Origin of the sequence: Parendozoicomonas haliclonae (assembly GCF_900174585.1) — a bacterium.
GTDB lineage: Bacteria > Pseudomonadota > Gammaproteobacteria > Pseudomonadales > Endozoicomonadaceae > Sansalvadorimonas > Sansalvadorimonas haliclonae.
Window position 1 is genome coordinate 89,068 of record NZ_FWPT01000001.1, and the last position, 17,663, is coordinate 106,730.

At 52.3% G+C, this 17,663-nt stretch carries 16 protein-coding genes; 8 read left to right on the forward strand and 8 right to left on the reverse strand.

Annotation, left to right across the window (positions count from 1 at the left end):
- Nucleotides 1-219 precede the first annotated feature (219 nt).
- Together EHSB41UT_RS00435 and typA are read left to right on the forward strand one after the other, a co-directional pair.
- A complete protein-coding gene (locus EHSB41UT_RS00435; protein WP_087105821.1) occupies nt 220-873 on the forward strand; it encodes a lipopolysaccharide kinase InaA family protein in 654 nt (217 codons plus the stop codon).
- 31 nt (nt 874-904) lie between these two features.
- Nucleotides 905-2,716: a translational GTPase TypA gene (gene typA / locus EHSB41UT_RS00440; protein WP_087106846.1), complete on the forward strand. Its 1,812-nt coding sequence runs from the start codon at nt 905-907 to the stop codon at nt 2,714-2,716.
- A 65-nt stretch (nt 2,717-2,781) separates the two neighbouring features.
- On the opposite strand, the gene EHSB41UT_RS00445 is transcribed toward typA, so the two are convergent.
- The 3 genes from EHSB41UT_RS00445 to EHSB41UT_RS00450 all read right to left on the reverse strand — a co-directional run bounded on the left by EHSB41UT_RS00445 (nt 2,782) and on the right by EHSB41UT_RS00450 (nt 5,120).
- A complete protein-coding gene (locus EHSB41UT_RS00445) occupies nt 2,782-4,356 on the reverse strand; it encodes an AbgT family transporter (protein WP_242667212.1) in 1,575 nt (524 codons plus the stop codon).
- 195 nt (nt 4,357-4,551) lie between these two features.
- Complete coding sequence (locus EHSB41UT_RS24560; protein ID WP_165767103.1) at nt 4,552-4,719, reverse strand: hypothetical protein; 168 nt, start codon at nt 4,717-4,719, stop codon at nt 4,552-4,554.
- Nucleotides 4,689-5,120, reverse strand: coding sequence for a nuclear transport factor 2 family protein (locus tag EHSB41UT_RS00450; RefSeq protein WP_133060330.1), 432 nt, complete (start codon nt 5,118-5,120; stop codon nt 4,689-4,691). Before EHSB41UT_RS00450 ends, EHSB41UT_RS24560 begins: the two co-directional genes overlap by 31 nt.
- A gap of 122 nt (nt 5,121-5,242) precedes the next feature.
- Here EHSB41UT_RS00450 and EHSB41UT_RS00455 point away from each other — a divergent pair, with 122 nt between their 5' ends.
- Entirely contained in the window at nt 5,243-5,980 is a 738-nt protein-coding gene (locus EHSB41UT_RS00455) for a hypothetical protein (protein ID WP_133060331.1), read from the forward strand.
- A 138-nt stretch (nt 5,981-6,118) separates the two neighbouring features.
- A complete protein-coding gene (pip, locus tag EHSB41UT_RS00460; RefSeq protein ID WP_087105827.1) occupies nt 6,119-7,099 on the forward strand; it encodes a prolyl aminopeptidase in 981 nt (326 codons plus the stop codon).
- A gap of 12 nt (nt 7,100-7,111) precedes the next feature.
- Here pip and EHSB41UT_RS00465 read toward each other — a convergent pair whose 3' ends face one another.
- Entirely contained in the window at nt 7,112-7,483 is a 372-nt protein-coding gene (locus EHSB41UT_RS00465; protein ID WP_087105829.1) for a nuclear transport factor 2 family protein, read from the reverse strand.
- Between the two features lie 181 nt (nt 7,484-7,664).
- Here EHSB41UT_RS00465 and dtd point away from each other — a divergent pair, with 181 nt between their 5' ends.
- On the forward strand, nt 7,665-8,102 hold the full coding sequence (dtd, locus tag EHSB41UT_RS00470) for a D-aminoacyl-tRNA deacylase (protein WP_087105832.1): 438 nt from the start codon (nt 7,665-7,667) through the stop codon (nt 8,100-8,102).
- A 290-nt stretch (nt 8,103-8,392) separates the two neighbouring features.
- Nucleotides 8,393-10,264 (forward strand): transglycosylase SLT domain-containing protein, encoded by a 1,872-nt coding sequence (locus tag EHSB41UT_RS00475; protein WP_207626529.1) that lies wholly within the window; start codon nt 8,393-8,395, stop codon nt 10,262-10,264.
- A 62-nt stretch (nt 10,265-10,326) separates the two neighbouring features.
- Here the strand turns inward: EHSB41UT_RS00475 and argS are convergent, their stop codons facing one another.
- A complete protein-coding gene (gene argS, locus EHSB41UT_RS00480; RefSeq protein WP_087105836.1) occupies nt 10,327-12,069 on the reverse strand; it encodes an arginine--tRNA ligase in 1,743 nt (580 codons plus the stop codon).
- A 415-nt stretch (nt 12,070-12,484) separates the two neighbouring features.
- Complete coding sequence (gene cobB / locus EHSB41UT_RS00485; RefSeq protein WP_087105838.1) at nt 12,485-13,192, reverse strand: Sir2 family NAD+-dependent deacetylase; 708 nt, start codon at nt 13,190-13,192, stop codon at nt 12,485-12,487.
- A 192-nt stretch (nt 13,193-13,384) separates the two neighbouring features.
- On the opposite strand from cobB, the gene EHSB41UT_RS00490 reads away from it, so the two are divergent.
- Both EHSB41UT_RS00490 and def read left to right on the forward strand, forming a co-directional pair.
- Nucleotides 13,385-14,038: an SPOR domain-containing protein gene (locus tag EHSB41UT_RS00490; RefSeq protein WP_165767104.1), complete on the forward strand. Its 654-nt coding sequence runs from the start codon at nt 13,385-13,387 to the stop codon at nt 14,036-14,038.
- Between the two features lie 32 nt (nt 14,039-14,070).
- A complete protein-coding gene (gene def / locus EHSB41UT_RS00495; RefSeq protein ID WP_087105842.1) occupies nt 14,071-14,580 on the forward strand; it encodes a peptide deformylase in 510 nt (169 codons plus the stop codon).
- A 15-nt stretch (nt 14,581-14,595) separates the two neighbouring features.
- Here def and EHSB41UT_RS00500 read toward each other — a convergent pair whose 3' ends face one another.
- Both EHSB41UT_RS00500 and EHSB41UT_RS00505 read right to left on the reverse strand, forming a co-directional pair.
- Complete coding sequence (locus EHSB41UT_RS00500) at nt 14,596-16,659, reverse strand: S9 family peptidase (RefSeq protein ID WP_087105844.1); 2,064 nt, start codon at nt 16,657-16,659, stop codon at nt 14,596-14,598.
- Between the two features lie 223 nt (nt 16,660-16,882).
- Complete coding sequence (locus EHSB41UT_RS00505; protein ID WP_087105846.1) at nt 16,883-17,662, reverse strand: TatD family hydrolase; 780 nt, start codon at nt 17,660-17,662, stop codon at nt 16,883-16,885.
- Nucleotide 17,663: the final 1 nt, after the last annotated feature.

Here is a 17,663-nt window from a genome sequence, read left to right on the forward strand (position 1 = left end):
TTCCAATGTGTGCCGGTGTGTGGGCCACCTACGTTTATACTGTGTAAATGCTGCTATTTTGGTCTTTTTCCACGTTTTCCCTGCGAAGAACGCCACTTCTCGCTGAGTTTGCTTTTCCTTGGGCTTCTCTACAGGTAGAATCGCCGCTTTTGCCAATCAGCACCCGCAGGATGGCCTGCAGGTTGCGCCTGCCAAGCCTCAGGAACATAGAAGATTTCAATGCAGACTCTTACTGCGACGGATTACAACAGACTGCGGGAAGGTGGCGAGGTTATAGAGGCGGATCATTTTGGGGAGAAGGTTCTTCGTTTGAAGGACGAAAGCTTCCTGAAACTTTTTCGTCGTAAGCGTCTGTTAACCTCAGACTTGCTCAAGCCTTACTCCCAACGGTTTGCGGATAATGCCCGCGAGCTGGAGCAGCGTGGTATTCCTACCGTTGATATTATTACGGTATACAGAATTCCTTCTATTGAGAGGACTGCGGTTCACTACCGCCCACTGGCTGGCGAAACCCTGCGGACATGGCTGAGAACCTGCACATCGCTGGAACGGCAACAGCTGGCCCGTGAACTGGGTCAGTTTATTGCCAGACTGCATCGTTCGGGAGTGTACTTCCGCTCGCTGCATCTGGGGAATGTCCTGATGATGCCCGATGGTCGCCTGGGGCTGATCGATATCTCCGATATGCGCTGTACGAGCCACAGCATTGGTCTGCGAGCCCGACTGCGCAACTTCCGGCATTTGGCCCGGTATCGTGAAGATATGGAGCTACTGGGGGATTCAGCGGCTATGCTGGCAGAAACCTATAACGATATGGCCGGAACCTCAAAGGGGTTCCGGTTGAAACTGGATACTATCCTGTCTGGTGAGTGAATCAGCTCAGGAAGCAAGAGGCATCTCCGCTGTGATTGAAAAGCTGCGTAACGTGGCAATCATCGCCCACGTTGACCACGGTAAGACCACCCTGGTTGATAAACTGCTGCAGCAGTCCGGCACTCTGGGCCGTAAGGATCAGGGCGCTGAGCGCGTTATGGACTCCAATGATCAGGAGAAAGAGCGCGGTATTACCATTCTGGCCAAGAACACGGCCATTACCTGGAACGATTATCGTATCAACATCGTTGATACCCCAGGGCACGCTGACTTCGGTGGTGAAGTAGAGCGTGTTCTGTCCATGGTGGATTCCGTACTGCTGCTGGTGGATGCGGTCGATGGCCCAATGCCACAGACCCGTTTCGTAACCTCCAAAGCTTTCGAGCAGGGCCTGCGTCCGATCGTGGTTGTCAATAAGGTTGACCGCCCTGGCGCGCGTCCTGACTGGGTTATCGATCAGGTATTCGATCTGTTCGACAACCTGGGCGCAACCGAAGAACAGCTGGACTTCCCGGTTATCTACGCTTCTGCCCTGAACGGTATCGCCGGTCTGGAACCAGATCAGCTGGCTGACGACATGACTCCGCTGTTCGAGATGATCACCCAGAACGTACCGGCTCCGGACGTTGATCTGGACGGTCCTTTCCAGATGCAGATCTCCGCTCTGGACTACAACAGCTACATGGGCGTTATCGGTATCGGTCGCATCAAGCGTGGTACTCTCAAGCCAGGTACTCCTGTACGTCTGGTGACCCGTGAAGGTCAGGAACGTAACGCCAAGATCCAGAAGGTGATGGGCCACCACGGCCTTGAGCGTATCGAAGTTGAAGAAGCCAATGCTGGCGATATTGTATGTATCACCGGTATTGATGGCCTGAACATCTCCGACACCCTGTGTGATCCTTCTGCGGTAGAAGCTCTGCCTGCGCTGTCTGTTGACGAGCCAACCGTTTCCATGACCTTCCAGGTTAACGATTCCCCGTTCTGTGGTCAGGATGGCAAGTTCGTAACCTCCCGGAATATCAAAGAGCGTCTGGATCGTGAGCTGATCCACAACGTGGCACTGCGTGTTGAGCAGGGCAGCGATGCGGACAAGTTCCAGGTTGCTGGTCGTGGTGAACTGCACCTGTCCGTTCTGATCGAAACCATGCGTCGTGAAGGTTTCGAGCTGGCGGTATCCCGTCCGCAGGTTGTTATCCGTGATAACAACGGTGTGAAGGAAGAGCCATACGAACAGGTTGTTGTTGATATCGAAGAACAGCACCAGGGTTCCGTAATGGAAGAAATGGGTCTGCGTAAGGCTGAGCTGAAGGACATGGTTCCTGATGGCAAAGGCCGTGTACGTCTGGACTTCATGATGCCATCGCGTGGCCTGATCGGTTTCCGTTCCCAGTTCATGACCCTGACTTCTGGTTCCGGCATCCTGACCTCCATCTTCGACCACTACGGTCCGGTGAAGGAAGGTACTGTTGGCCAGCGTAACAACGGTGTTCTGGTTTCTATGGTGAAAGGCAAGGTTCTGGGTTACTCCCTGTTCAACCTGCAGAGCCGTGGTCGTATGTTCATCGATCCAAACGTTGATGTTTACGAAGGACAGATTATTGGTCTGCATATTCGTGACAACGATCTGGTTGTTAACCCGACCAAGGGTAAGCAGTTGACCAACGTACGTGCGGCGGGTACCGATGAGAATATCATCCTGACCCCACCTATTCGTCATACTCTGGAGCAGGCTCTGGAATTTATTGACGACGATGAACTGGTAGAGGTAACGCCAAACCACATTCGTCTGCGTAAGAAGTACCTGACTGAGAACGAGCGTAAGCGTCACAGCCGCAAGTAAGCTCTCAAGCAGAACAAAAAAAACCGCAACCAAATGGCTGCGGTTTTTTTATGCCCGTTAAAAACTTAACCGGCAGGGACGTAGTTGTATGGAGCCGCGAAGCCCAGAGGCAGATCGAAGGCCCAGAACAGCAGCAGGAATGCAGTCCAGCCGATCAGGAAGGTGATGGAGTAAGGCAGCATGGTGGATGCTACGGTACCCAGACCGGCGTTCTTGTTGTAACGCTGGAAGAACACTACAACCAGTGGGAAGTAAACCATCATTGGAGTGATGATGTTGGTGGAAGAATCACCCACACGGTAAGCCGCCTGAGCCAGCTCCGGAGAGATACCCACAGTCATCAGCATTGGGATCACGATTGGACCAATCAGAGCCCACTTGGCAGACAGAGAACCGATAAACAGGTTTACGACACCGGTCAGCAGAATAATACCGATAATGGTCAGCTGGCCAGGCATGTTCAGAGCCTGCAGCAGCTCGGCACCGGACAGAGCAATCAGAGTCCCCAGGTTTGAGTCGCCAAAAGCTTTCAGGAACAGGGCACAGAAGAAGGCCATGATCATGTAGCTGGTCATCGGTACCAGACTGTTGCTCATGGAATCGATTACATCAGCCGCATTCTTGTACTTGCCAGTGGTACGGCCGTAAATGATGGCCGGAACCAGGAAGATGATGAAGATCAGCGGAACGATGGCACCCATCAGTGGTGCGTTGAAGTCGGTCAGGGAGCCGGCAGCGTTACGCAGTGGAGAGGTTTCAGGCAGACAAGCCAGAATCAGCAGAACAAACATGCCCAGCATGGTCAGACTGGCATTACGGAAACCGCGGGACTCATCTTCAGAGATAGAAGACATGTCGTGGCTTTCTTCGATGTTCTCATCAATCTTCAGGTTCTTGTTCAGGCGCGGCTCAACAATCTTGTCAGTCACGTACCAGCCCATACCACCAATCAGGAAGGTAGAGGAGAAGGTGAAGAAGAAGTTACACAGCGGGTTAACCAGATAAGCAGGATCGAAAGTCTGCGCCGCAGCCTGAGTGAAACCCTGGATCATCGGATCGATCGGGCTTGGCAGCAGGCCAGCAGAGAAACCACCGGAAACACCAGCAAAAGCAGAAGCCAGACCAGCGATAGGGTGACGACCTGCCGCGTGGAAGATGATACCGCCCATCGGGATAACCAGAACGTAGCCGGCATCAGAAGCGATGGAGCTGATGGCACCAATCAGAACCACAACCGGGGTAATGAACTTGGCTGGAGTCAGGTTCAGCATCTTCTTGAGTGCGGTATTGATATAACCGGACTCTTCAGCAACGCCAACACCCAGGATGGCGATCAAAACCACACCTAGTGGCGGGAAGGAGATAAAGGTCTTTACCAGAGAGGCCAGGAAGCCGGCCAGATAAGAACCGCTCAGCAGGTTGCTGATGACAATGGCTTCACCCGTACGTGGGTTGATCATGTCGAAGGTCATCATGGACAGAACCCATGACACGACAAAGGTGATGGCCAGACAGTAAAGGAACAGCATCGCCGGAGTAGGCAACCGGTTACCGTTACGCTCGATAAAGTTCAGGGCTCGTTCAGTGAACGATGACTTGTTAGGCATATCGCCTGATGAGTGAGCATTGGCCCGGGACATCTAGTAACTCCGTAGCATTTATGGGGAGCAGGCAAAACCCGTGTCGCTGTGGGGCTTGTTCGGCTCGCGTTATTAGAGGGGCTCACAACCTGGGGAGGATCGGGCAATGGGTGAGAGACACCGTTTCCCAAAAAAGAGGTTGGATATTGCTTTACGGAAAATACAGGCGTTTCGAGGATGGATTTTTGACTTGAATCATTTTTGCGATGATTTTTCTATTTCCTGTATGTTTTTGGTTTTATTGGCTTTTTCTCTATCTTTGATTGGTTGTTTGTTGGTGTTGTGAGTATGGCTTTCAGGTCTTTTTGTACGCGAAAGCCGATGTCTGCCAGTTATTTCCACTCCAGCTTTTCCAAAAGCCATTCATCATCGTTCTTTTCCCAGTAGCCAGTAAGCTGAACAACCCGCCCTGTTTCTGGCAGAAGCTGGTCTCGACCGGCAAGCAATGCTGCTCCCTGAGTAATTGCGGAAGAACCCTGTACGGTGGTTTCTCTATGGGTTAACACGACATCAATATTTTTATGGCGGAGAAAGTAACCCGCCATCAGGCGTCGTGCATTCTGCCGATCGAGATTGTGTGAGCCTTGGAAGTCCGGGCTGAGGCGTTCCAGCACCTTGCCGTTATCTTTTTCATTCAGGCCGGAAACAATGGCATCGATTTGCTGGTTAATGGCTTCTTCGTCCGGAATCTGACTGCATGCACTGAGGAGGAAAAGCAAAACAGTGCAAAGGAGCGCTTTTATCGAATAGTTATGTGTCGGCATTAGATTTCTCTTTGTTTCCCAATATATACCACGCATAACTTTGCATATGACAGAAAAAAAGAAGCGGAAAGAAATGGTTTGTCTAACCTCTTTAGCCCAAAAATCATTTGGTGGAAAAAACCATGCTGGTCTCAAGGCAAAGAGGGAAAAAATATACCAGGGAAGTACATGAAACTTGCCAGGTGCAGGGACGGCTTTGGGATGAGATTTGGGAGTTTGTGAATCCCCATGTGAATACAACACTGGATTACCTGAAGGCAAATATTGGTGAGTGCCGGGAGCTGGCTGTTTTTCGTGATCAGACTTCAAGAGATGTTGTAGGAATCGCATCTGTAGACGCTTATCGGTTTCATTGGGATCAGCAGTCAAGAACTGTGATATTCACGTCCAACACTCTGATTGATGAAGCCTGGCGCGGGTGTCATATGATCCAGAAGCTGGGTCTGTCTTATCTATTCAGGGAAAAGCTGAAAAATCCTCTGACCCCAGCTTTTTGGTTTTTTGATACCTACAGCTATAAGAGTTACCTGCTCCTTCCCCGTAATTTCTCTGAGTACTGGCCAAAAGCCGGGATGGAAACGCCACAACGTGTTCAGAAATTTATTCATGATCTTTCCAGTCATCGTTTTGGGGATGACTGGGATCCCGAACAGGGGATAGCCAGACGCTGCCAAAAGAAAAAGCTCAAACCAACCGTTGCTCCAATAACTGAGAAGCATCTGGCTGATCCTCATATCGCCTTCTATTTCTCCAGAAATCCCAATTATGCAGAGGGTGACCGTCTGGTTTGCCTGGCTCCACTCACGGCTAAAAATATCCTTTCGATTTTCACAAATGCATTCAGACGGATAAGAGCCTGACGGAATAGCGGCATGCCCAGGATGATAACAGGCTAATATTTGTCCCATAGCCTTACACCTCTTTTCGCCAGCGGTCATGAGGAGTAATGTTTAAGGAGAGATCGGTTTCGATCAGGCGGGAACCAACAAGGACAAACCATGCTGACCCTTTATCCACAGATCAAACCTTATGCACGACATATGCTTGCTGTTTCCGGCGGGCATGAGCTTTATGTGGATGAGAGCGGAAATCCGGACGGAATACCGGTTCTATTTCTGCACGGTGGGCCGGGGTTAGGGTGTGACAAGCACAGTCGGCGCTTCTTTGATCCCCAGATGTACCGCATTATCACCTGGGACCAGCGGGGAACCGGTCGCTCGACTCCGTATGGTTCTCTGCAAAACAACACCTTGCGGGATCTTGTGTCCGATATGGAAGTGATCCGTAATGAGCTGAAGATTGAGCGCTGGGTGCTGTTTGGAGGCTCCTGGGGCTCGCTGCTGGCACTCAGTTACGCAGCTTCACATCGGGACAAGGTTTTGGCCATGATTCTCCGGGGCGTATTCCTCGGGCGTCGCAGTGATTCACAATGGTTGTTTGATCGTAATGGTGCCGGACGCATCTTCCCCGATTACTGGCAGAGCTTCGCCAGCCATTTCCATGAAGACGAACAGGATGACCTGCTGACTGCCTGCCACAAGCGTCTGACGGGTACTGATGAGCTGGCCCGGATGGGGGCCGCCAAGGCGTTCTGCACCTGGGATGCCCACTGCTCGACGCTGCGACCCAATCAGGAAGTTCTGGATGCCTACTCCGACCCTCACAAGGCGATGGCACTGGCTAAAATTTCTGTTCACTATCTTGCCAATGATTTGTTCCTGGGAGAGCAGGGCATTATGAGCGACCTGCCACGTATTGGCGGTATCCCGGGGATTATTGTGCACGGTCGCTACGATATGATCTGCCCGCTGGAAAATGCGACAACCCTGCAACAGCTCTGGCCAACGGCTGAGCTGCATATTGTTCGGGATGCCGGACACTCCGCCGCCGAGCCTGGTATTCGTGATGCTTTAGTGCGGGCTACTGATGAGATGGCGCGTCGGTTCAAAGCCGATTTTAATCTCGACAGAACCTCCTGATCCTTTTGGTACTCAGAACTGCTTGTGGATTTCAAAACTGTCCACAAGCAGCTTCCAGGTTCCTGAGTCTGACTTCACCCACTCTTCCAGTGTGATCACACCTTCACCCACGTTCATGGTCCAGTTGGCGCCAAGGTGAACGGTGTTTTCATCCACAAGCTTCAGCCAGATATTGGTGTAATTCAGATCAGTCGCACCGGACTGCACAAACGGCCGCCAGAAGTTGTCTATATCGTCCCGCCCCGAATAGTCGCCCAGAGGTTTGGCTTCCATAATTGCATCGATGGCATAGGCCGAGACGCAGTAATCGACATCGCCCCGGTTAAAGTGTTTGATCCAGTTTTTGCTGGCATTGAGTGCTGCGGTCAGGCTGTCATGAAGCATGATGTGCTCCTCTCAGCGCAAGAGATGAAATGAGTTGGAGAGCAGGTCGTTCCCAATACTGGTCGAATCCGGAAATCTGTGGGAAGCTGGCCGGCTATGTGAGACTAATAATCTGAAGCTAGGTGAGATTAATAATCTGAAACTAGCAATCTGAGATTAAGCGACGCTAACGGAGTGAACAGTGAAAGGGCTGATTCAGCGTGTAACCCATGCAAGTGTAGTTGTTGATGGCGAGACCGTCGGAGAAATTGGTGCCGGCCTTTTGCTGCTTCTGGGTGTTGAGAAAGACGATACGCCTGAGCGGGCAAAGAAGCTGCTGGATAAGGTTCTCAAGTACCGTGTCTTTTCAGACGACGATGGAAAGATGAATCTGAGTCTGGCCGATACCGGTGGTGGCTTGTTGGTTGTTTCCCAGTTCACGCTTGTGGCTGACACCCGAAAAGGGCTGCGTCCGAGTTTCAGTTCAGGAGCGTCGCCAGCATTGGGAGAAGAGCTTTATGAGTACTTTGTTCAGCAGGCCAGAGGCAACCATGGTGAGGTTGCGACAGGCCAGTTTGGGGCAGATATGAAGGTCAGTCTGTTAAATGACGGTCCTGTGACATTTTGGCTGGAGAGCTGAAAATTCCTTGTAGCAACCAAAGAGGATGGAATACGCTTAGGGTTAGCAACAAGAACCGATAATAAAGCTGAAGGACAGTTTTCTACCAGGAAGTTGACTTGTGAAGCCAGCCAGAAAGCGTTGATAACAAAAATTTGACGGGCTTTCTGGCGAATAACCTCGGGTTTGTGATGCCAAAGCGTTTTTATAAAAATTTTATTCTTCTTTGTAGCTGTCTGTTGCTGCCGGCTTTTCTTTATGCCGCAAGCGGACAGGCTAAGCAGAGCGATCAGAGAGCGTTGTTCCTGGAGATGGAAGCAGCGCTGAAAAAGGGTAACTCCCAACTCTACCTTGATAGTCGTGATCAGCTGGAGGGCTACCCTCTTACGGATTATCTGGAGTCCCTTTATCTTGCCAATCGTTTCGACAAGCTGAGTCAGAAAGATATTGATCGGTTTGTTGCCCGTAACCCGGATCTGCCTCAGGCCTATTCCCTGCAATATCAGTGGCTCCGCTGGCTGGCGGCTAAAAAGCACTGGAAAAACTATCTGATTGCCTATGACAAAATGAATATTCAGGGCGGCCGCTACCAGTGTTTTAAAGGGCGCGCGTTGTTGGCCACAGGCCAAAAGAGTAAAGCCTGGAAAGAAGCTGAGCAGCTGTGGCTGGTAGGGAAATCCCAGGATAAAACCTGCGATATGCTGTTTACTCGCTGGAAGAAAGCGGGTGGGCTAACTCAGAAACTGGCGGCTCAAAGGTTCTGGCTGGCAGTGGATAAACGAGAACTGTCTCTGGCCAGATATATCGACAGATCTATTACCGCTCCACAATACAAAAATTCCACCCGGTTGTTCTGGCGCATTCATAAAGACGCATCCCTGCTGGCAAAACAGAATCTGTTTGATGGTAAAAAGAAAAGTCATCAAAAGATCATGCTGTACGGGATCAACCGGCTGATCTCCAAAGACAAAGATAAGGCTGCGGATATCTGGCTGGCATTGCGGAATAAGCACGCCTTTGATGTTGCCCAGATTGAGCGAACAGACAAGCGGCTGGCGTTGAAGTTTGCCAAAAACTTTACTGATAATGCTGACGAGCAGATTGCCCGCATTGATCCAGCCTACAAATACCCGGAAGTGACCAAGTGGCGTATTCGTCTGGCACTGTCTGAGCAAAATTGGGGCGATGTTCTTGAACGGATACAAAAGCTGCCACCGTCCCTGCGGAATAAAAACCGTTGGAGCTACTGGGATACAGTTGCCCGACTGAAGCTGAATAATTATGAAAGTGTGACCAACAACCAGGCACTTGTTCGTCTGAGTCAGGAACGTAGTTTCTATGGCTTTCTGGTGGCTGGGATGACAGAGCTGCCTTTCCAGCTTAATCATCAGACGCCAGAACATTCCCCTCAAAGTATTGAAGCTTTGGCGGCTAAATACCGAGGCTTTGCCCGAATCGGAGAGTGGCTGGAGCTGGAGCGAGTCAGCCTTGCTCAATCTGAGCTGAACCGTATTCGTCCAAGGTTAACTGCAGAAGAGCGAAAGCTGCTGCCTTATCTGGCCAAGGGCTACGGCTGGCATCATCAGGCGATTATGGCGGCTGCCAGGGAAGCACTCTGGAATGATCTTGAGCTGCGCTTTCCCTCACCAGAGAGCAGCTTGTTTGCCCGGTACTCGAAAGATCGTGAGATTGATGGTTTGTGGGCGTTGTCTATTGCCCGTCAGGAAAGTGCTTTTAATGCCAGAGCTCGTTCCCATGCTGGGGCAAGAGGTTTGATGCAGCTGATGCCGGGAACGGCAAAACAGGCCGCGAGAAAGGGGGATGTGCCATATCGTGGAGCCTCAGACCTGTATAACCCGGAGAAGAATATCTCCATCGGCACGGCACATCTGGCCTGGCTGGCGAAGCGCTTTGAAGGTAATACGATTTATGCGACAGCTGCCTATAACGCTGGCAGCTCTGCTGTGAAGCGCTGGCTGGCGGCCCGAGGTGATCTGCCACTGGATATCTGGATTGAAACGATTCCCTATGATGAAACCCGTGGCTATGTTCAGAATGTGCTGGCCTTCCGGGTGATCTATGGATTACGGGAGCAGGGGAATGTGGAAATGTTTACGAAGCAGGAAGCGGCTCTGCTGACCCTGACTCCAGAAGAGCAGACTTTGATTGCCTCGAATCCCTAGGGGCTTGTCTTGAAGATACAAAAAAGCCGCTTTCATTAGCGGCTTTTTTGTAAGAGGCTCAATTACATCTGTTCAACAGTGTCGATGCCCAGGCAACCCAGACCCAGCTTCAGGGTACGGGCAGTCAGAGCAGCTAGCTGCAGACGGCTGTTCTTCACGTCAGCAGGTACGTCGTCCTTGTTGATTGGGCAGAACTCGTAGAACTTCATAAAGCTGCCGGCCAGATCGTACAGGTAAGCGCACAGGATATGTAGCATACCTTCACGGGCAACGCTTTCAACTGCTTCGCTGAACTGCATCAGCTTCATGGCCAGCTCACGCTCGGCTTCTTCCGTGATCGCAATCGGGCCAGTCAGGCTTGCAGCGTCAACGCCAGCCTTACGGAAGATGCTCTGTACACGGGTGTAGGCGTACATCATGTAAGGTGCGGTGTTGCCCTCGAAGGACAGCATGTTGTCCCACTCGAACACGTAATCGCTGGTGCGGTTCTTGGACAGATCGGAGTACTTAACCGAACCCATGGCAACAGCATTGATAACCTGAGCCTTCACGTCGGCTGGCAGATCACCACTCTTCTCTTCGATCAGGCTGGTGGCACGGGCAGTAGCTTCGTCCAGCAGGGTCGCCAGTTTTACAACGCCGCCAGCACGGGTCTTGAACGGCTTGTTGTCCTTGCCCAGCATCATACCGAAAGCGTGGTGTTCCAGAGGTACGCTCTCAGGCACATAGCCGGCCTTGCGAACGATGGTCCATGCCATTTGCAGGTGCTGAGCCTGACGGGCGTCGATGTAATACAGAACACGATCAGCGCCCAGAGTCTCATAACGGTACTTGGCACAGGCGATGTCAGTAGTGGTGTACAGGAAGCCACCGTCACGCTTCTGGATGATAACGCCCATCGGGTCGCCATCCTTATTCTTGTACTCGTCCAGGTACACAACCATGGCGCCCTGGTCTTCAACCGCCAGACCTTTTTCTTTCAGATCAGCAACAATGCCAGGCAGCATGTCGTTGTACATGCTTTCACCCATGGTGTCCTGGGCAGTGATATTGCAGTTCAGGCGACCGTAGGTGTGCAGGTTCTGCTCCATGGTTACATCAACCAGCTTTCTCCACTGCTCCAGACACCACTCATCACCGCCCTGCAGTTTTACCACGTAGTTACGGGCACGTTCTGCGAAAGCCGGATCTTCGTCGTAGTGCTTCTTGGACTGACGGTAGAACTCTTCCAGATCGCCCAATTCGGAGTTCATAACGTCCGGGTTGGTCGCCTGCAGATCTTCCAGGTGGGCAATCAGCATACCGAACTGGGTACCCCAGTCGCCGATGTGGTTGGCGCGCACAACCTTGTGGCCCTGGAATTCCAGAGTCTTGGCCACTGCATCACCGATAACGGTGGAACGCAGGTGGGCAACGTGCATCTCTTTGGCAACGTTCGGAGCAGACAGATCCACTACGATGGTCTGAGGCTTTTCAGCTTTCTCAACACCGGCACGGTCATCGCTCATGGTGGCGGCCAGCTTCTCAGCCATCCACTCAGGCTTCAGGAAAATGTTGATAAAACCAGGGCCGGCAATCTCAACTTTCTCTGAGGCATCGCCCAGATCCAGATTGTCGATAACCTTCTGTGCCAGTTCGCGCGGGTTCATGCCCAGCTTCTTGGCCACCGGCATTACACCGTTGGACTGATAGTCACCGAACTGGGCACGAGCGCTCTGGCGCATCATGGCCTGGCTGCCTTCCGGGGCGCCGGCAGCCACAAGGGCGGCGGTTATCTTCTGGTCAAGGAACTTGAGCACGTTCATGGAGCAATCCTTAATTCAGGCTGTGCCTTATTTGTTAACAACAAATTGGAATACAGGCGTAAGTTTAGGTCTTGGAAAAATGGTGGCGCCGCCAGTTGTAAAAAATTACCACATGGCGCCCGGGCGATGATCATTGAAATCGTCGTCGGCAGGAATCTTTTCGAGCGAGATGAGCAGCGTTTGCACAGGCAGCAGCCGTTGCGACGGTGAGAGTGCCGACGTGCGCTAAGTGCTGGGAGGTTGAATAGTTCGCTGTCATCATGCATCGAATGCTATAGGAAATCCATAACCCCGACAAGACACCAAGCCCTTGGTATTCCTCATATTTTCAGTAGTTATTGTGATCAGGTATTAGAAAAGCATTCGCGCCTGATTTTAAGCGTCAGAGATATTGAGACGATCAGGCTCATTTGCGTTAGCTGGCGCCGAAAAACTCCGGTACCAGTTGTGTGGCCGGACCATACAGGCATTGATCAAAACCACTGGCGTGTTCGCCGGGATCAAGGTTGAGCTCTACCGTGTGAGCGCCTGCCATCTTAGCTTCCTGAAAGAACCCGGCTGCAGGATAAACATTGCCAGATGTTCCGATACTCACAAACAGGTCGCACTGGGCTAACGCATCATAGATACGATCCAGCTCCATGGGCATTTCGCCAAACCAGACAATGTCCGGGCGCAGCGTGCCTTTGCGGCCGCAATCTTCACAGAGACTGTCTGTGGAGAGGTCACTGCGAATCTCCTTAATAGTTCCGCAGGCTGTACAGCGACACTTCAATAGTTCGCCATGCATATGCACAAGGTTGTGTGACCCGGCCCGGTCATGCAGATCATCGACATTCTGGGTAACCAGCAGAATGTTGCCAGAGAAGCTTTTCTCAAAAGCGGACAGCGCCAGATGAGCAGCATTGGGCTCTACGGAGGAAAGTTGCTGTCGACGGGCATTGTAAAACTCATGCACCAGTGCCGGGTTACGCTGAAAACCTTCAGGCGTTGCGACTTCGTCAACCGGATGGTTATCCCAGAGTCCGTCTTTCAGGCGGAAGGTGCTAAGGCCGGACTCGGCCGAGATGCCGGCACCGGTCAGCACGACAATGGAATTTATGTTGGTGAAGTAGAAGGACATGCCATGTACCTGAGAGTTTATCCGGGCTGCTTCTATGCTATCAGGGATTGCCGGAAATACGGTTATTTGCCATGCACAAAATGCTGCGTTATGGCAGGATGGGCAGTCCGATTTCTATCATGAAACTACAGCCGCTAGTTTCATGTTGTCATGAACTTAGAGTTCATGAAGCTTTGCTCATCAGAGGGATATATGGCAGCAAACAGTTCAAGGACTGGTACCAAAACCGGAAAGAGAACGGCAAAAAGCAAACCGGCCAAAAGCACTTCTTCACGGGTTCCAGGCTGGCTGCTGCTGACGGCAGGTGTTGTGATTGGTGTATTTGTCACCATGTTGACCCGCCTTTCACCGAATGTTGGGGTAACACCTCCGGGCGGACAGGGGTCCAAAGGTCAGCAACAGGCGGAAACCAAAGAGGATCAGGGCCCGGTTTTTGATTTTTATACCCTGCTTCCAGAATCGGAAGTTATGGTTCCACAATCCGGCTCTGCTAAAACTGCAGATAAACCGGCTCCGGTTAAAGAGAAGCCAAAACCCAAGCCAGAGAGCAAACCTGCTACACAGCCCAGTAAGCCCGCTGTTGTCGAGAGAACACCTAAGCCGGCAGCTCAGGGGCAATATCTTCTGCAGGCCGGGTCTTTCCGCAGCTCACAGGATGCGGACCGTCTGCGCGCTCAGCTGATTATTACCGGCCATGAGGCTCGGGTAGAAACCGTGACAGTTCGCGGCAAGGAAACCTGGCACCGTGTTCAGTTAGGGCCTTTCAGTGATGAAGCCAGTGCCGAGAGTGTTCGCCAGCAACTGGCCGGTCAGGGGCTGGAAACCATGCTGCTGAAAAAACGCTAATCTCATAGCCATACGATCCACAAGAGACGCGTATGGCTGAGCGAGCAATGGTGTACGAGCCGGATTCCATTCTGAGAAAGAAGGCTGATCCGGTTTCTGACTTTGGCGATGAATTCCAGCAGCTGGTGGATGATATGTTCGAGACCATGTATGCCAATAAAGGCTGTGGTCTTGCTGCTCCTCAAATCGGTATTGGCTTGCAGGTCTCCGTGATAGATCTCGGTGAAGAGCCAGCCAACCCTTTCGTGATTGTGAACCCTGAAATTATTGAGCGCACCGGCATTCATAATATGGAAGCAGGCTGTCTCTCTGTGCCCGGTGCTTTTGCTGCAGTAGAACGTTCAGCGACTGTGCGGGTGAAAGCACAGGATCGGTTCGGCAAGCCTTTCGAGATTGGCGGGGATGGCTTACTGGCGGAGTGTCTGCAGCACGAAATTGATCACCTGAACGGGGTTCTGTTTATCGACCATCTGCAACCGGTGAAAAAGCAGATGGTGCAGAACAAATCACGCAAGTTCCGCAGGAAGAACAAACTGGGCTGACGTTCGTTCAGCCCTTCAACCTTTCAGGTTTTTTCCCAGAAACTTCAACACCCGGTTGCCGATACGCAGCCAGGATTCATGGAGCAGAAAACTGTGCGCTTCATCGGGCAGAGCAAGGCTTTCTACTTTCACTGAACGCATCTGTAAGGCATGAGCCAGATGCTGGCTCTCTTCAAAGCTGACTGTGCGATCATCATCGCCATGAACAATCAGCACCGGGCTCATCCATTGATCCAGCCAACCCCAGGGGGATGATTCTTCGGCAATCTTGGCGCGGGCAATCGCTTCTGTTGCGGTTTCACCTTCCAGACAGGAGAACAGTGTTGAGCCCCAATGGGAGCGGCGCAGCTCCCGTGGGAAGCTGTGACAGCCATTGATCACCACGCCTGCCCTGAACAGCGTGCTGTCTTTCGCCAGTGCCATGGCGCTGAGATAACCGCCCCAGGACTCGCCAATCACACCAATCCGTGACCGATCGACATTGTTATGCCGAGACAACCACTGCGCAGCTGCCTGCACATCCAGATAATCACTTGCCCCTTCCCAGCCCCGCTCTTCGGCTTGCCGGAATAATTTTCCGTACCCGCTGCCGCCACGATAGTTGATATCCAGCACCAGATAACCGGAACTGGCGAGCAACTGGCAGAAGGCGTACTGAAAGCTCATACCCAGTTCCGGGTGGAAGCCGGGCAGGCTCTGTACCCAGGGGCCGCCATGAATATTAATAATGGCTGGGAATGGTCCTTGCCCTTCCGGCTCAAAGACTTGGGAATAGAGAACCTGCGCATCCCGGGACTTAATCACTTCCTTGACCGGAGTGATAAAGTGGCTGGTGATGTGTTGTGGATAATTATCTTCTGCGGTCAGGCGGTGGGAGGTCTGGGTGGCGAGATCGAGATAGTTCAGGTGGCACGGCGCGGTTTTGCTGCCAGACATAAACACCAGATACGCGCTGTCACCGCTGATGGCCGGTTTCCAATATTGATTGGTACTGCTCTTGGTATCGCAAGCTTGAATATCGAAAGGCAGCTCGACCTTTTTGCCGGAGTCCATATCCATAAGATCGAGAGCATAGTGATGGCGTGCTCTGCGGTTATGGCTGTAGGCCAGCCATTGGCCATCACGACTGGCGGCATAATCCTGTACCAGCCAGGAGCCATCCGTCACGGCAAAGCCTTGATTGTTTTCAAGCTCAAACAGATAGATATGATCCCAGCCACAGTTATCGTGGGAGAACAGCAGGCGATCATTATCCAGCCAGGTCAGTGGGCGGTTGCCGTACTCCAGCGACAGCCCGGCATGCTCCTCCTGCCCGGTATCCCAGATGGTCTGTACGATATTGCTTTCCAGATCAGCCAGCATGATGGCAAAGCTATCGGCCTGATTGGAGAACAACCGTTCCGCCACATCCATAGCCGGCCCGAGAAAGCGCAGGAAGGTAATGTAGCGGGAGTTGGGTGACCAGCAGGGCGACATATCCCGATCAAAGCCAGGGGAAACCCATTGGATGCGAGAGCTGCCTAACGTGAACAGCCCCAGCAATGTTCGTTCTTGGCGCTGGCAGATAAACGCCAGATGCTGGCCATCGGGCGACCAGTCGAGAGAAATCACCTGTCCACGCACCGAGAACAGAATGCGTGGTGTCCGCTCGTACAGATTCTGGATATACACGGTTCCCTTTTCCGCCCATAGTACGGCCCGGTCATCGGGAGTCAGGGTGGCGGTGGTGAACTCGCCCAGAGAGAGCAGAGGGCTGCCGCTGTCCAGATCAATGACCTGCAGCTGTCCTGACGGCGGCAGAACCGACTGACGGGGATTCTGGCAGGGTGCATCTTCTGTGAACTCGCCACGGGTGATGAGCAGGTGTTGGCCCGAAGGTGCGATTTGCACCAGCCGCAGGGGCTGACCATCATCGCCTTCACTGGTGAGCAGGCAGCGCCGCTCTCCATCAGGCAGGTCTTGAACAAACAGTTCGTTCTGACCCTTGTGGTAATCGATCCAGGCAATCCGGTTGCGTAACAGTGCCACTTTGTAATCCAGTGTGTGGCGGAAGGAATAAAACGCCTGTAAGTCGGCCATGTTCTACCTTACCTGTCACTCGTTAGGACCAGTCTTGCCTGTCTCCGTTGGGAGAATGGTGATAAACCGGTCAGGGTTAATGCTCAGGTTGGAATAGGAGAACGGGAGAAAGTTTCTCCGGTGTCAGAAGTTGAGGCAGCGTTGTTGTGGTTGTTGGTTTGGATAACCGAGGCTGACGCAGGTGTTATTTCCCTTAACCATAAGTTCGCAAAGTCCCTTGTTTTCAGGGGATACGAAACACGTCACGGGTGTTAGTAAACATTTGTCGTGCGATAACAGCGCTGTCCTGTTCACGGAGCTCAGACATTTTCGCAAGAACGGCAACGAGAGTTAACGGAGTGTTACGGCCGTTTGTCAGTCCTGCTGGCGGAATGTCAGGGGAATCGGTTTCCAGAACAAAGTGCTCAAGAGGGAAGTTGGAAACCTGTTTATGTAACCGTTTAGCACGGTCGTAAGTCAGGCTGCCACCAATACCCAGCTTGAACCCCAGTCGGAAAAAAGCCTCCGCCTGCTGATCACTGCCGGACCAGGCATGAACAATTCCCCCTTCCTGAAACTTCAGTTTGCGCAGCAGGCTGGCAACCTGATCATGAGCTTTTCGTACATGCAGGATCAGAGGCAAGCCATGGTGAGCGGCAATCAGAATCTGGGCAGCAAGCAACTCCTCCTGTCGTGGCAGGTTAGGGTCATCAATAAACAGATCGAGGCCGGTTTCGCCAATCGCAATAATATTGTCCGGCTTGCTGGCGACAAGGCTGTCCAGCTCGGCCAGATAATCATCTTTATGGCTGTTTAAAAAGTAAGGGTGGAGGCCGAGAGCGCCCCAGATATGGACACCACTGTTATGACGCCCCAGCAGGTTTTGCAGCCTTGGCCAATGTTCCCGCTCGGTCGCCGGGATACATATATGTTGAATCCCGGCTTCGGCACATTGTTGAAGGAGAACATCCCGATCTTGATCAAAGACCGGGAAGTCCAGATGGCAGTGGCTGTCGAACAGCATG

Excerpts from the sequence above, each read along its gene's own strand:
- EHSB41UT_RS24560 (WP_165767103.1), bottom strand. The coding sequence starts at position 4,719 with ATGGCTTTTGGAAAAGCTGGAGTGGAAATAACTGGCAGACATCGGCTT.
- EHSB41UT_RS00450 (WP_133060330.1), bottom strand. The coding sequence starts at position 5,120 with ATGCCGACACATAACTATTCGATAAAAGCGCTCCTTTGCACTGTTTTG.
- EHSB41UT_RS00475 (WP_207626529.1), top strand. The coding sequence starts at position 8,393 with ATGGAAGCAGCGCTGAAAAAGGGTAACTCCCAACTCTACCTTGATAGT.
- cobB (WP_087105838.1), bottom strand. The coding sequence starts at position 13,192 with ATGTCCTTCTACTTCACCAACATAAATTCCATTGTCGTGCTGACCGGT.
- EHSB41UT_RS00505 (WP_087105846.1), bottom strand. The coding sequence starts at position 17,662 with ATGCTGTTCGACAGCCACTGCCATCTGGACTTCCCGGTCTTTGATCAA.
- argS (WP_087105836.1), bottom strand. The coding sequence starts at position 12,069 with ATGAACGTGCTCAAGTTCCTTGACCAGAAGATAACCGCCGCCCTTGTG.
- pip (WP_087105827.1), top strand. The coding sequence starts at position 6,119 with ATGCTGACCCTTTATCCACAGATCAAACCTTATGCACGACATATGCTT.
- EHSB41UT_RS00490 (WP_165767104.1), top strand. The coding sequence starts at position 13,385 with ATGGCAGCAAACAGTTCAAGGACTGGTACCAAAACCGGAAAGAGAACG.
- EHSB41UT_RS00500 (WP_087105844.1), bottom strand. The coding sequence starts at position 16,659 with ATGGCCGACTTACAGGCGTTTTATTCCTTCCGCCACACACTGGATTAC.
- EHSB41UT_RS00445 (WP_242667212.1), bottom strand. The coding sequence starts at position 4,356 with ATGTCCCGGGCCAATGCTCACTCATCAGGCGATATGCCTAACAAGTCA.
- EHSB41UT_RS00455 (WP_133060331.1), top strand. The coding sequence starts at position 5,243 with ATGCTGGTCTCAAGGCAAAGAGGGAAAAAATATACCAGGGAAGTACAT.
- EHSB41UT_RS00465 (WP_087105829.1), bottom strand. The coding sequence starts at position 7,483 with ATGCTTCATGACAGCCTGACCGCAGCACTCAATGCCAGCAAAAACTGG.
- EHSB41UT_RS00435 (WP_087105821.1), top strand. The coding sequence starts at position 220 with ATGCAGACTCTTACTGCGACGGATTACAACAGACTGCGGGAAGGTGGC.
- def (WP_087105842.1), top strand. The coding sequence starts at position 14,071 with ATGGCTGAGCGAGCAATGGTGTACGAGCCGGATTCCATTCTGAGAAAG.